This window comes from Chitinophagaceae bacterium, from assembly GCA_016713085.1.
Classification (GTDB): domain Bacteria; phylum Bacteroidota; class Bacteroidia; order Chitinophagales; family Chitinophagaceae; genus Lacibacter.
The window spans coordinates 878,325-892,979 of the sequence record JADJPV010000001.1 but is presented as its reverse complement, the minus strand read 5'-3'; the positions used below and the strand labels follow the sequence as shown (position 1 = coordinate 892,979).

Genomic DNA, 14,655 nt, shown 5'->3' with positions numbered 1-14,655 from the left:
TATCAGGTAAGTAATGAATCATGCCATCTACTTCAATGATCAGTTTTTTTGAAAGACAGACAAAATCAGCAATATAAGTTCCGATAATATGTTGTCTTCTGAATTTGTAACCGCTTAAACTTTTACCACGCAGTTGTTCCCATAATGCAATTTCTGCATCAGTTGGATTGCTTCTGTTTTCTTTTACATAATCTTTCAGTAGCCCGTACAATAAAGGATCAGCTGTTTGATACCCGTAAACGTTATTTAAATTATCGGAGTCTGAAGTCCCCCTTCGGGGGATTTAGGGGGGCTTTTATGTATCTTCTTGCATCCTCACCCCTCAATCCAGGCGCATGTCCATCAACAGGTTTGCCCAATTCATGAGCAGCTTTTATTTTCAGCATCACTTCTTCATCAGCATGTAACACACCGGGGAAGTTCATCATCTCACTCAGGTATTTGATTTCATCTCTCTGCAACAATGCTTTTACATCAACTGCATTTAAAACAGCACCTGCTGTTTCAAATGTGGTGGCAGGTACACAACTGGGAGCGCCAAAGTTGAATTTAAACGGAACTGTTTTTCCGTTTTCAATCATATAGTCAACCCCTGACATGCCGCACACATTGGCAATTTCATGCGGATCGCTTACCGTAGCCACCGTGCCATGCACAACAGCCAGCTTTGCAAATTCAGAAGGTACCAGCATGGAGCTTTCAATATGTACATGGGAATCAATAAAGCCGGGAAGGATAAACCCTCCCCCTTCAGGGGGAGATGGAGGGGGTAATCGTTTTATTGTTTTTATTCTTCCATCTTCCACCTCTACTTCGCCGTAAAAGATCTCTTTGGCGAAAATATTCACCACATTGCCTGCAACTTTAAATGAACCCTTAGCATCCATGATTTGTTATTTGGGATTAGTGGCTCAAGATACTGGATAGAAGGAACACTTTATTCCACCGGTCCGTCATAAATTTGGATACTTAAAACAAAGTACACATGAAAAAGCTTGCAATGCTGATGCTGGCACTCACTGGAATAATAGCAGTGAATGCACAAACCGTTGATGAAATCATCAATAAACATATAGATGCAATGGGCGGAAAGGATAAACTGGCTTCCATTAAAAGTATTTATATGGAAGGTACCAGTGTAATGCAGAACGGAGCAGAGATTACTCAGAAAATGTGGAAAGTAGACGGAAAGTTGATGCGCCGTGAGATCAGTTCTTCCATGTTCAATATGATTTCAGTTGTAACAGATAAAGAAGGATGGAGTCAGAACCCAAGAAGTAACGGAAACTTCGAACCAATGACCGCTGAAATGGTTACAGGTATGCAGAGCGAAACAGATTGTGCCGGCCCATTGGTTAATTATGCAGCCAAAGGACATAAGGCAGAGTTGGTCGGCAAAGAAGATGTGGAAGGAACTGAATGCTGGAAAATTAAACTCACGCTGAAAACAGGCAGAGATATTACTTATTTTATCAACCCCACGACCTTTTATATTGACCGTGTAGTAACAACCGGTGGTGGTTTTGGTGGAAGAGGCGGCGGAGGCCAGGGTGGTGCTCCAAGAGAAACAAAAATTGACTACAGTGAATACAAAAAAACTGACGATGGCTATGTTTTTGCTTTTAAAACAACAGTAGTTGGAATGGGCGGCGGTTTATTTTTTGAAAAAATTGAAGTGAACAAACCTGTTGACCCGAAAGCATTTAAACCGGAAGTAATACAGTAAACAAAAAAATCAGCTGCTGATCGTAACAAATTTCTTTTCTTTACAACTTATACTAAAATAAAAAACATCAAAAAATGAAATCAGTGAAATTATTCAGCTTGTTTGTAGCAACTGCATTCAGTTTTGCAACTGTAAAAGCACAAACTGCTGACGAAGTAATCAATAAACATCTTGAAGCAGTAGGCGGAACAGAGAACTGGAAAAAAGTAACCAGTCTTGTACAAACAGGAACAATGGCGGTGAATGGTGCGAGCATAGATGTAGTAAATACAGTGGTTCATCAAAAAGGATCCCGTCAGGACATTACTATTATGGGAATGGCCAATTATGTGATCATTACCCCTACTGCCGGCTGGATGTATATGCCAATTCAGCAAAAAACAGAAGTTGAACCTATGACTGAAGAGCAGGTAAAGCAGGGTCAGGATGCACTGGATGTGCAGGGAAGCTTAGTCGATTATAAAGCAAAAGGCAGTTCAGTTGAGTTAATTGGAAAAGAGGATGTGGATGGTACAGAGTGTTTTAAACTGAAAGTAACTAAAAAAGATGGTGGTGTTGAAACAGATTTTATTGATCCCAAGACCTACTATATTGTAAAGAGCACCCAGGTGAAAAAAACTGATGGACAGGAAACAGAAGTGTCATATACATTTTCAAATTTCACAAAACTTCCTGAAGGTATTGTTGTACCAATGGGTATGACTGTTCCTCTTGCACCAGGCATGAATGCAGACTTTACAATTGCAAAAGTGGAAGTGAATAAAGCTGTTGACGAAGCTATTTTCAAACCAGCGAAGTAATTTTTATCTTTCTGATATAAACCCCGGCCTATGTGTCGGGGTTTTTTTCTAAAACAAATTTAATGAAATGAGAAAAATCTATTCCACCTTCTTGCTTCTTCTAAGCTGCAGCACATTGATACAGGCACAGATTAACTCTTCCACTTTTGGTATGATGGAAGCAAGACATCTCGGTCCGGGCACCATGAGCGGACGTATCACAGAAATCGTTGGTGTAAACAGTGATGGTAAAACAATTTATGTAGGCACTGCCGGCGGCGGTATCTGGAAAACTACCAATGCAGGAGCATCTTTCAAACCCATCTTTGATAAATATATTCAGAGCATTGGTGCAATGGCCATTGATCAGAAAAACCCAAAGATCATTTATGTGGGAACAGGTGAAAGCAATATGCGGAACTCTGTTTCTATTGGTGATGGTATATATAAAACAACCGATGCAGGCGACAACTGGACAAAGATTGGTCTCGACAGTACAGAACATATTGCAAAAGTGATTGTAGATCCAAATAATTCATCAGTTATTTATGTGGCTGCACCCGGACCACTCTGGAGCGACAGCAAACATCGTGGATTATACAAATCAACCGATGCAGGTAAAACCTGGGAAACCAGTTTATACATCAGCGAAAAAGCAGGCGTGGCAGATGTGGAAATTGATCCAGCTAATTCAAATGTTTTGTATGCTACTTCATGGGAGTTTCGCCGTTTGCCTTATGCATTCAACAGTGGTGGAACAGGAAGTGGAATTTATAAATCAACTGATGCAGGTAAAACATGGAAGGAGTTAAGTAATGGTTTGCCCAAAAAACCATTCGGCCGTGTGGCCATTGCACTGGCACCATCATCACCGCAAAATTTATGGGCCATTATTGAAAGTGAAAACACCGGCTTGTATATTTCTGCTGATGGAGGTGAAACATGGAAACAGCAAAGTGCAACCAGCAATATTGTTTCAAGGCCATTTTATTTTTCAACACTTGAAATAGATCCAAAAGATCCGAAGAGAGTTTATCGCCCTGCCTTTTCATTTTCTTATTCAAGTGATGGTGGATATTCTTTTGCTGATGCAAGCAATGAAGGCGGATGGGTACACAGTGATCATCATGCATTATGGATCAATCCCAACAACACAAATATTTTATATGTAGGCACTGATGGTGGAGTTTATTTCAGTCTTGATCGTGGTGCTACTTGGAAGTTTTGTAACAACTTACCTGTTGGACAGTTTTATCATGTAAGTACCGATAACCAGCAACCATATCGTATTTATGGAGGATTGCAGGATAACGGAAGCTGGGTTGCTCCAAGTGCAGTACCCGGTGGTGTGCTGAATGGCGACTGGAAAGCTATTTATGGTGGTGATGGTTTCTGGACACAACCTGATCCTTTTGATCCTGATATTGCCTATGCAGAATACCAGGGAGGAAATATGTTCCGAATAAATATTAAACAGGGAACAAGTGTGGGCATTCAGCCACAGGGAGCAGCGGGTGATGAGAAGCTCCGTTATAACTGGAACACACCCATTGTAACTGGAGCAAAGAATAAAAAAAATATCTATGCAGGCGCACAGTATTTATATAAGAGTACAGATCGTGGTGCCAACTGGACAAAAATTTCTCCCGACTTAACCACCAATGATAAACGCAAGCAGGAACAGGAAAAAAGTGGTGGATTAAGTATGGATGTAACCAGTGCAGAAAATCATTGCACCATTTTTACCATTGCTGAATCGCCATTGGATGAAAATGTAATCTGGGTGGGAACGGATGATGGTAATCTGCAATACACAACTGATGGAGGAACAACATGGACCAATGTAGCAGCCAATTATACAGCAGCAGGTATTCCCAAACAAACCTGGGTGAGCAGCATTGAACCATCGCAGTATGATAAAAACGTAGTGTATGCTACGTTTGATAATCACAGCTATGGCGATCATGCAACCTATATTGCTGTAAGTGCCGACATGGGTAAAACATGGAAGAAGTTTGAAAGCAAAGAGTTCGCCGGCTTTGCACATAAGATCAAAGAAGACATCGTTAATAAAAATTTATTATTTGCCGGAACAGAAATGGGATTGTTTGCCAGTGTGGATGGCGGTAATGAATGGTTCCGCATGAAAAATAATATTCCCTGGTATGCATTGGTAAGAGATATTAAAATTCAGGAGCAGACAAATGATTTAGTATTGGCAACACACGGCCGTGGAATTATTATTGTGGAGGATATATCGATCATGCGGAGTATTACTCCGGCAGTTGCAGCACAGGATGTTGCTTTACTCAACAGCAAACCCATTACATTAACCATGGGAAAATATGCAGGCGGCTTTCAAAATGCAAGCGGCGACTGGAATGGCGGACTTCCATCAACCATTACACCCATACAATATTATTTAAAAGAAAGGGCCAACAGTATCCAGATGGAAGTGTATGATAAGGAAGGTAAGCTGGTTCAAAAACTGGCACCAACCAACAGAAAGGGATACAATAAAGTAATCTGGAATCAGCGCAGCATGCCACCTAAAACAGCAAGAGGTGGTAACCAGATTGAACAGGCAGGTTTTCTTGCACCGCAGGTATTCCCCGGTGATTATACTGTTAAGGTGAAAGTAAATGGGAAAGAATATTCGCAGGTGATAAAGATGCAGCATGATGAAGCCAATAAAGATTTCACTCTGCAGGACAGGGAGCTGCAATACAAAACCGGGCAGGAATTATTTGCCATGAATGAACGTTTGGCAAAGTTGGTTGACAGTATTAACACATCACAGGCTATGCTGAAGAAAAACATCGATTCAACTAAGAATAAAAAAACAAAAGCACTCTTGCAGGATTACTGGAACAAACTGGAAGAACTCCGTTTAACATTAGTTCCACCGGTAATGAAGGGAACGGGTGATCTGAAACGCTTGCGTTCTGATATCAGTGAAGTGTACAGTGCAGTAGTTGGACAGGAAGCAAGACCCGGCAACCTGCAGCTGCAAAGAACAGAGGTATTGAAAGGCGAAATTGTGAAAGCAGAACAGAAGAACGAACAGCTGAAGCTGCAGTTTGAAAAGAAAGTGATGGAAGCAATTCAGAAAGAAATGCCGAAGCGACCTGAGATGAATAAGCCGGTGAAAAATTAAATACGGTCGGGACGCTCAGAGCGGCCTGAACAATATCTTCAAACCTCTCTGTATAGCAACAGGGAGGTTTTTTATTGTTCATTTTGAAACGTGGGGGGGGGGGTAAATAATTTTAATAAACTTAATGCTTCTTCTTTTTCTAAATTCAAAGCAGCAATGTATTCATGGAATCGTTTATCACCTACAGAAGGTTTGTTTTCTAACTTGGAGATAGACTGTTGTTTCACACCTAATTTTCTGGCAAGTACCGGTTGTTTTACTTTTTTGATGGTGCGTAAAAACTGCAGGTGTTCTCCGGTAAATTTCATGGTATGTGGTTTCAGAAATGGAAGTTATGGGTTAATTCCATACAGAAAATACTACTAAGCGGGTATATAGATTGATTTTTACATTTTTTTAATATTGTGGTTGTTTTTTACAACCACACAATATTTCTTTTTCTGAAAAAGATAGCAGAGATTTAAAATTACAAATCTTTTATGCCAGCGATTCTCTCAACTGTAAGTGCCGATAATTCTATTGCTGTAACGCAGCAATTACTAAATGCTTTGAAAGTCCCTTTTACTTACAGGGGAATTAATGATTCTTTAAAACAACACCCTGATTATCCAAGTATTGCTGCTGCACATGATGTATTGAAAGAGTATCAGGTGGAGAACCTTGTATTAAAGATCGAACCAGGCAAGTTAGATGAATTGCCTTTGCCTTTTATTGCTCATGTTAACGGGCAGAACAGGGGTTTTATTACTGTAACTGGTGTTTCAAAGGACAGTGTGATTTTCTTAAAAAAAGGTTCTCTTTTACAAACTGAGGTAAAAAGCAGGGAGGACTTTTTAAAGGAATGGAGTGGAGTTGCCCTGCTTGCCGAAAAGACTGAAAATGCAGGAGAAAAAAATTATAAAGTAAACAGAAGGAATGAGCGGTTGAATAATTTGAGAACAGCTTTTTTACTGATTTCTTTTTTATTTATTCTGATCTTCTCCTTATTGAGCAGCACATCATTGAGTTTCTCAATTGCAGCTGTTACAATATTAAAACTGGCAGGAGTTGCTGTTTCATGTCTATTGTTATGGTATGAAATAGATAAAACAAACCCCTTATTGCAAAAGTATGCAGTGGATCGAAAACAACTAATTGCAGTGCTATCCTGCAGTCAAAGGAAGCAAAACTGTTTGGTATTATCAGCTGGAGTGAAATAGGCTTCTTTTATTTTCCAGGAGGACTTCTTTTCGTCATTTCAACGCAGGAGAAATCTCTGCAACCCCTGGCGTGGTTAAATCTTCTCGCTTTACCTTATACTGTTTTCTCTGTTTATTACCAGGGGCGTATCGCCAAACAATGGTGTCCTTTATGTTTAACAGTTCAGGCAATCCTGTTGCTTGAAGCCGTTGTTTTTTTTATTGGCAGCCACCACCAGGCGGTATCGTTTAATTTATCTCTTTCTAATTCCTTTCTGTTTGCATTTGCATTGCCGGTACTTTTTTGGCTTTTTGTCAAGCCATATCTGTTGAATTCTAAAGAAGGCGAAGAATATAAAAACCGGTTCTTCCGCATGAAGAAAGATACTGGCATTTTTGAAGCCTTACTTAGCAAGCAAAAAAGGATCAATGCAAGCGCTGATGGATTGGGTATAACATTGGGAAATCCCCACGCAGAACATACCATTATAAAAGTTTGCAACCCATACTGTGGCCCATGTGCTAAGTCCCATCCTCTCATTCATGAACTTATAAAGGACAATGACAATATAAAAGTGCAGATACTGTTCATTGCATCACCTGATGAAAATGATTACCGAAATAATCCCGTAAAACATTTACTGGCTATTGGTGAAAAGAATGATGGGGCATTAATTGACAGGGCACTGGATGACTGGTACCTCGCTGAGAAAAAGGATTATGATGTATTTGCTGCCAAATACCCAATGAATGGTGAGCTGAAGCAACAGGAAAAAAAAGTGAAAGCCATGAAAGACTGGTGCGATGAAGTGAAGATTGAATTTACACCCACTTTCTTTGTGAATGGCCACCAGTTACCCGAAAATTATAATATTGACGAGTTAAAACATTTTCTCTCTTCTTAGCTTGGAGAGAAATACCCGCAAGACTAAGGGTTGTAGTTGCAAATACAACCTGCGGGGCAGCCACTACTGCGTTCACGGGCGTAAACGAGAAGCAAATGAACATTAATTTTAATTATTTAACAAATGAAAAAAATGCAAAACTTGGGCAAAAGCCTAACTAAAAATGAGCAAAAGAAAATTTTAGGTGGAGACGCTGGCTTTGAAGAAATTGGTGGTGATGGATGTGTTAAAGTGGGTGCTACTTGTAAACCAAGCGACGATAAATGTTGCCCAGGGTCTAGCTGTGGTGGATGCGCAGATACTGGCTATGAATGTACAGCTTAATCAAAAGAGGAGGCTGATTTTTATATTGGCCTCTTCTTTTTAATATTTTAATAAGAAGTTCAGTTTCACATAGATATTATGAAAAATATTTTCATCTTGGTATTATTACTATTATTATTCAGCGAGTATTCAGTTGGACAAGTTAACATACGTAAAAGATTTAACTTAAATGTGCATATTGAAGGAATTGATACAGCTGTAATTTCTATTGGTTCTTTTTTTTCAAAGGGTTATGAAATTGATAAAAAAAACATCAAAATTAATAAAGGTAACTGTGAATTTAATGGGTTTATCAGTCATCCATTTAATTTTAGATTACGATTAAACATTCATGGCCAAGAATATCTTTCAAGATTTTTCTATGTAGATTATAAAAGTGATACACAATATATTAACATTTCCGTTGATTCTTTTTCTACGCAGAAAATAGCTGTAAATAATTCAGTATTCAACTCTGAATATTTGATCTCATTTTTGGAATATACAAAGAACATTGAGTATAATATTCAGAATTGGCCTGTAAAATCAGAGGTTGTTGTTAACGATATCGAAAATCGTAGCTATAAAGATAGTTTGCAAAACGAATTCAATAAGTTATTGATTCATAAGGATAGCTTAATCCTTCTTTATGCAATGCATAATCCGGATTCTTATGTGGCTTTATGGGAACTATACACAAGATTTAGTTTAAAGGGTTATTCAATAATTTATGAAGATGCTTTTAGCTTTTTAGATGAAAATTTAAAAAAATCTTTGATAGGAATTGATTTTGCCCAAAAACTAATCGAGGCTAAACAGTTAACAATTGGGAAAAAATTTCCGTCAATTTTATTTTTAAAACTTGATGGTTCAGAACAGATGATTAATTATGCTGATTATAAGTATACATTAATAGATTTTTGGTACAGCTACTGTGGCCCTTGTATTAAAGAGTTCCCCGATTTAATTAATATATATAAATCCTTTAAGAACATTGGATTTAATGTAGTAAGTGTGTCCACGGACAGGAAAGAAGATGTCAAGAATTACTATAATGCTATAAATAAGTACAATCTAGTGTGGGATCACAGATGGGATAGGAACGGAATAATTTCAGCAATTCTTATTATTAACTCATTCCCAACTAATTTCTTAGTTGATCAAAAAGGTACGATAGTGGCTAAGAATATTAGGCCTAATCAGCTTGTTCACTTTCTAACTCAAAAGCTGAAGTAATATCGTGCACTTTTTCTAGATTATTGTGGGTTAAGTGTTTAAGACTAAAAAAAGTAGTTTGGTGGATATTTTTATTCTCTCAGTGCTAATAAATTTCAGATAGGAATTATCTAAAAGAGTATGAAGTGGATCAAACAATATGATTCGATGGACTGCGGTCCAACTTGCCTTGCAATGGTCTGTAAATATTATAAAAAGAATATTCCTATTCAAATAGTAAGAGAGAAAACTCAAATTGGAAAAGAAGGGGTGAATTTGCTAGGTATTAGTGAAGCTGCTGAGAGTATTGGCTTTCGTACAAAATCTGTATGTATTACTTATAATGAGTTATTTAGGGATGCTTTACTTACAGCAATTCTTCATTGGGATCAGAATAATTTTGTTCTTGCCATTCCTCAAAAATCTAATGGCAAAAAATTTACAGTGGCCGACCCGGCAAAAGGTATTATCACTTATACCAAAAAAGAGTTTCTGCAACATTGGGTAAGTAATAAATTAAACGGAATAGAAGAAGGTATTGCGCTGTTGCTTGAGCCAACTCCTGCTTTTTATAAACAGGAGGATAAGAGTAATTCTACAGAAAGTAGAGAAAAGGGCACCCTGGCTTTTAAAAACATCTTTAGTTATATTATTCCTTATAAAAAATTAGTGTTCCAGTTATTGGTTGGTTTGGCTGTTGCCAGTATGCTGCAATTGATTCTTCCTTTTCTTACACAAAGTGTAGTAGATGTTGGAGTAAATACGGGCAATATTCAATTTGTGTACATTGTTTTAATGGCCCAGGCAGCATTATTTGCCGGCAGATTAGTGGTGGAGTTTGTGCGTAGCTGGATATTGCTGCATATCAGCACCCGTATTAATGTGTCTATACTTACTGATTTTCTGATAAAACTTATGAAGCTGCCTGTTTCTTTTTTCGACAGCAAGAAAACAGGTGATGTTCTCCAACGTATGAACGATCATCAACGAATTGAATCGTTCCTCACAGGGTCCTCACTCAATGTGTTATTCTCTCTCATTAATTTGATTGTTTTTTCCATTGTGCTGGCTGTTTTTAATGTGTACATTTTTATCGTATTTGCTGTTGCAAGTGTGTTGTATGCAATATGGGTTATGCTGTTTCTCAAAAAAAGAAAGGAATTGGATTATAAGCGTTTTGAAATTGCATCGCAGGAGCAAAGTGTCACTATTCAGCTTATCCAGGGCATGCAGGAAATTAAATTGAATGGAGCTGAACAACCTGTAAGGTGGAACTGGGAAAGGTTGCAGGCGAAGCTGTTTAAATTCAGCATGAGAGGGCTTGCATTGAACCAATGGCAACAGAGCGGAGCCTTTTTTATTAATGAAGGGAAAAATATATTTATCACATTTCTATCAGCAAAGGCGGTAATTGAAGGACAGATGACTCTCGGTTCAATGCTGGCAGTTCAATATATAATTGGACAACTCAACAGCCCTATTGAACAAATGATTGGGTTTGTTCAAAGCTGGCAAAATGCAAAAATCAGTATGGACAGGCTCAATGAAATTCATACCATAGAGGACGAAGAACCAGCAGATAAACAATTATTGAAAGAGTTACCATTTGCATTTAGGAGGCAGATTGTTGGGGGAGGAAGCCCCTCCCAAACCCTCCCCGGAAGGGAGGGCTTTGCATCATCACAGAGCCAGCTTGCTGAAGAGTTTGATTATTATTCACCTTTAAAATTTATTAAAGATGAAGTGAATAATGTAACAATGAATAGCGAGGGCTGTGCGGAGCAGTTCTCCCCCTCGAGGGGAGTTAGAGGGGGCTGCATTGGGCTTTTCAATATTTCGTTCACTTATCCAGGTGCAGGAAATGAACCCGTTCTGCAAAACATCAATCTGCAGATACCAAAAGGGAAAACCACTGCAATTGTAGGGATGAGCGGAAGCGGTAAAACAACATTGCTGAAATTGTTATTGAAGTTTTATGAACCACAGAAAGGCGACATTAAACTGATTTCATCTTCTGCAATGAATGGTAATGGCACATTGCTTTCATCCATTAGCCATAAAACATGGAGGAATTATTGCGGAGTTGTAATGCAGGAGAGTTTTGTTTTTTCTGATACAATTGCAAAGAATATTGCGGTGGGTATTGAAAAAATTGATATGGAGCGCTTGCATCATGCAGTTTCAGTTGCCAATATTCTTGAATTTATTGAAAGCCTCCCACTTGGCTTTAATACAAAAATTGGTGCAGAAGGAATTGGTGTAAGTATGGGTCAGAAACAGCGTATATTAATTGCAAGGGCAATTTATCGTAATCCTGAGTTCATCTTTCTTGATGAAGCTACAAACAGCTTAGATGCAAATAATGAAACTGCTATTATTAATAATCTTGAATCATTCTTAAAAGGGCGTACAGTAATCATTGTAGCGCACAGACTAAGCACTGTAAAACATGCTGACCAGATTGTTGTGTTGAACAAAGGAGTTATTTCTGAAAAGGGGACACATCAGGAATTAGTAAACCTGAAAGGCGAATATTTTACATTGGTAAAAAATCAACTGGAGTTAGGCGACTAAATAAATCAATTCAAATAATTTTTTAGTAATGGAAGTAAAAGATGCCGATCAAATTAGCAAGGGCTGGGCGCAGATGGCCTCACCCTTCGTGGGAGGTCGGGAGGGGGCTCAGGAATTAATCAGTACAGAAGTACAGGAACTGATCAGTTATCGTCCACATTGGCTGATACGTAAAGGCAATATTATATTCTTTTTAGTATTGCTTGCTGTAATATCCGGCACCTGGTTTATTCAGTATCCTGATATTGTAAATGGCTCAGTAAGGATTGTTGCAGTTGATGGACCTAAATTTGTTACTACTAAAACAGAAGGGAATTTGGTAAAATTATTAGTTAAGAATGAAGAACAGGTTGTGCAGGGGCAAGCTTTAGCATTCATTCAAAGTACGGGTAAACATGAGGAAGTGTTTCAACTGCAAAGCTGGATATCAAGAATTGAACAGCCAATTACCAATGACAGTTTAGAAGTTTTATTAAACGAACCTTTTGTTATTTACAATAATCTTGGTGAATTACAAACAGATTATGAAGCCTTTAGGGTTCAGTTTAGAGAAACGATGGAGGTTTTACAAAGCGGTTACTACCAGCAAAAAAAGAGATCACTTTATACTGATCTCTCCTACCTCAACCAGTTAAAGAATAACCTGGCCAGACAGAATAAATTATTGCATGAAGAGTATGAGGTACAAACAACCGATTTCAATGCAAAGGATCACCTGACAAAGGAAAAGGTAATTGCCCCCCTTGAACTCAATCAGGAAAAAGGAAAACTATTATTAAAGGAGCAGGGTTTAGAACAAATGACAGCTCAGTTGATTAACAGTAATGTTGCCTCACATAACAAACAGAAAGAATTGCTTGACCTGCAAAAATATGTAAGTGACCAGCGCATTAAGTTCCAGGCCGCCTTGCTGAATTTGAAAAGTAAAACAGAAGATTGGATCAAACGCTTTGTGCTGGTGGCTCCACAGGATGGTAAATTATTCTACACGTCTTTTCTACAGGAAAATCAATTACTTCCAGCCAATACAGAATTGTTTTATGTTCAGCCTGCTTCAACAAGTTGTTACGGCTCGTTTACTGCCGGGCAGAATGGTATTGGAAAAATAGCAGCTAACCAGGATGTTTTGATTCGTTTGCAGGGATATCCCAGTGAACAATTCGGCTATATTAAGGGTAAGGTGGGTTATATATCAAATTTACCCAACCGTAACGACAGCTTTCTAATAAAGGTCACTTTACCAAATGGGTTAGTTACAAACCAGCAAAAAATCTTGTTTTTCAGAAATAACCTGTTGGCCAGCGGGGAAGTCATTACTGAAAACAGGCGATTGATACAACGTTTTACAGGGAAGTTATATGAAATGATGAAACGTAATTAAAATATTGTTTGCAAACAACAGGTAAAAGAGTTGAGTACCTGCGAAAACCTCGACCAAATTTTTAAAAATAAATTTTATCAAAAATGAAAAAGTTTCAAAATTTAGGTAAAAGCCTCGCAAGAGATGAACAAAAGAAAATTATGGGTGGTGTTGAAGAAGGTGGTGAAGCCTGTAATTGCAACAGTAGTGAAGATTGTGCTGGGAATGCAAAAAAGAAAACCTGTTATAATGGAGCAGCATATTCATGCACTCCGGGTGATCACGTTGGTTGGTGTGAAGAGTAATTTTTGAAATCACATAGCTGTACAAAGCATTAGTTCTTTGTACAGCTTTAAATTGTTAAATATGAAGATATTATTTTTCCTCATAGTTTTTGTAGCAGGAGTGAATGCAAACTCTAATGGTCAGTTTAAGTTTGTTGATTCCTGCTCGAAATGGAATTTATATATAAAGATTCAGAATCCCTATTCAGATACAATAGTATATCGCTATAGAGATTGTGATAAAGATGCAGGAATTACTGAACGCATCATACTAAAAAAGGGGGAAGCACAAATATCAGGGTTCGTTAACCGTTCAGCAGAGATGATTATCAACTGTGATTTGAATGCAAAATTTGAAGACTCAAGTTTTTTAAGATTAATACTTGAGCCGGGAGATATAACAATGAATTTAACCATGTCTGGCAAAAACATTGTCGGGGAGGTTACAACAGGCTCGATTTCTCAAAATGAGAGACAAAAATGGAGTAAGAACAATAGATTTTTACTGCAGCTTGAAAACAAATATCTAAGAGAATTCAGCAGTTTTTTAAGAAGTAGCTCTAAGCTTGATTCTGCAGAGCTGCAGAAAAAAATGGGGGAGTATCAAAATAAACTTGATGTATTGCGTGAACTGAGGACTTTTATTGTTCTTGAATACATAAAGTTGCATCCCGATTCCTACTTATCAGGAGCTTTGCTTTGTCAAAATAAACGACTTTTTACTCCAGATACCATAATGAAATATTTTAATGGATTATCAGCTAATGTTCAGCAAAGTGATTTTGGGAAGTACATTCTGGACGAGGTAATGAAGAGAGATAATAACTGGGATTTTTTAGAAGCATATATGGATAGTACCACCTTCAGAAAACTAAAGAATATAAAAAGCATTTTTGATGTTTCACTTAAGGGGGTAAATGGGAAAAAGATTTCATTGTCCCAATACAGGGGCAAAATTTTGCTGCTTGATTTTTGGGGCAGTTGGTGCGGTCCATGTATTGCCAGTATACCTCATATAAATCAATTAACCGACGAGTTGAAAGGCTATCCTGTAGAAATTATTCCAGTGGCAATGGGAACAAAAGGAAGATGTATGGAAAAACATCATTATAAAAAATAAGTATAAAGGAACTCATTTAATAGATAGCGATGGTATTCTTTCAGCTTACTACAA

Annotated in this window: 12 protein-coding genes and 2 pseudogenes; 12 read left to right on the top strand and 2 right to left on the bottom strand. The window is 37.9% G+C overall.

Annotated elements, in window-relative coordinates:
* Window positions 1-251: 251 nt before the first annotated feature.
* A complete protein-coding gene (locus IPK31_04320) occupies window positions 252-887 on the bottom strand; it encodes an adenine deaminase (GenBank protein MBK8087225.1) in 636 nt (211 codons plus the stop codon).
* A gap of 98 nt (window positions 888-985) precedes the next feature.
* Here IPK31_04320 and IPK31_04315 point away from each other — a divergent pair, with 98 nt between their 5' ends.
* The 3 genes from IPK31_04315 (at window position 986) to IPK31_04305 (ending at window position 5,662) form a co-directional block, all read left to right on the top strand.
* The gene (locus tag IPK31_04315) at window positions 986-1,726 is read left to right on the top strand and encodes a hypothetical protein (GenBank protein ID MBK8087224.1); all 741 of its coding nucleotides are present in this window, start codon (window positions 986-988) and stop codon (window positions 1,724-1,726) included.
* A 74-nt stretch (window positions 1,727-1,800) separates the two neighbouring features.
* A complete protein-coding gene (locus IPK31_04310) occupies window positions 1,801-2,526 on the top strand; it encodes an outer membrane lipoprotein-sorting protein (GenBank protein ID MBK8087223.1) in 726 nt (241 codons plus the stop codon).
* A gap of 67 nt (window positions 2,527-2,593) precedes the next feature.
* Window positions 2,594-5,662, top strand: a complete 3,069-nt coding sequence (locus IPK31_04305) for a glycosyl hydrolase (GenBank protein ID MBK8087222.1) — start codon at window positions 2,594-2,596, stop codon at window positions 5,660-5,662.
* Window positions 5,663-5,733: 71 nt separating this feature from the next.
* Here the strand turns inward: IPK31_04305 and IPK31_04300 are convergent, their stop codons facing one another.
* Complete coding sequence (locus tag IPK31_04300; GenBank protein MBK8087221.1) at window positions 5,734-5,970, bottom strand: helix-turn-helix transcriptional regulator; 237 nt, start codon at window positions 5,968-5,970, stop codon at window positions 5,734-5,736.
* 171 nt (window positions 5,971-6,141) lie between these two features.
* Between IPK31_04300 and IPK31_04295 the strand changes: the two genes are divergently transcribed.
* The 9 genes and pseudogenes from IPK31_04295 to IPK31_04255 all read left to right on the top strand — a co-directional run bounded on the left by IPK31_04295 (window position 6,142) and on the right by IPK31_04255 (window position 14,601).
* Complete coding sequence (locus tag IPK31_04295) at window positions 6,142-6,861, top strand: hypothetical protein (GenBank protein ID MBK8087220.1); 720 nt, start codon at window positions 6,142-6,144, stop codon at window positions 6,859-6,861.
* Window positions 6,762-7,058: pseudogene (locus tag IPK31_04290) on the top strand (vitamin K epoxide reductase family protein). Before IPK31_04295 ends, IPK31_04290 begins: the two are co-directional and overlap by 100 nt.
* Before the next feature lie 156 nt (window positions 7,059-7,214).
* Window positions 7,215-7,745, top strand: a complete 531-nt coding sequence (locus IPK31_04285; protein ID MBK8087219.1) for a thioredoxin domain-containing protein — start codon at window positions 7,215-7,217, stop codon at window positions 7,743-7,745.
* Between the two features lie 123 nt (window positions 7,746-7,868).
* A complete protein-coding gene (locus IPK31_04280) occupies window positions 7,869-8,069 on the top strand; it encodes a hypothetical protein (GenBank protein ID MBK8087218.1) in 201 nt (66 codons plus the stop codon).
* Between the two features lie 78 nt (window positions 8,070-8,147).
* Window positions 8,148-9,284 carry a TlpA family protein disulfide reductase gene (locus IPK31_04275; protein MBK8087217.1) on the top strand — a complete coding sequence of 379 codons (1,137 nt, stop codon included), beginning with the start codon at window positions 8,148-8,150 and terminating at the stop codon, window positions 9,282-9,284.
* 120 nt (window positions 9,285-9,404) lie between these two features.
* Window positions 9,405-10,847, top strand: a pseudogene (locus tag IPK31_04270) (peptidase domain-containing ABC transporter).
* Between the two features lie 1,018 nt (window positions 10,848-11,865).
* The gene (locus IPK31_04265; protein MBK8087216.1) at window positions 11,866-13,218 is read left to right on the top strand and encodes an HlyD family efflux transporter periplasmic adaptor subunit; all 1,353 of its coding nucleotides are present in this window, start codon (window positions 11,866-11,868) and stop codon (window positions 13,216-13,218) included.
* Window positions 13,219-13,341: 123 nt separating this feature from the next.
* On the top strand, window positions 13,342-13,509 hold the full coding sequence (locus IPK31_04260; protein ID MBK8087215.1) for a hypothetical protein: 168 nt from the start codon (window positions 13,342-13,344) through the stop codon (window positions 13,507-13,509).
* A gap of 54 nt (window positions 13,510-13,563) precedes the next feature.
* Window positions 13,564-14,601 (top strand): TlpA family protein disulfide reductase, encoded by a 1,038-nt coding sequence (locus tag IPK31_04255; protein ID MBK8087214.1) that lies wholly within the window; start codon window positions 13,564-13,566, stop codon window positions 14,599-14,601.
* Window positions 14,602-14,655 lie beyond the last annotated feature (54 nt).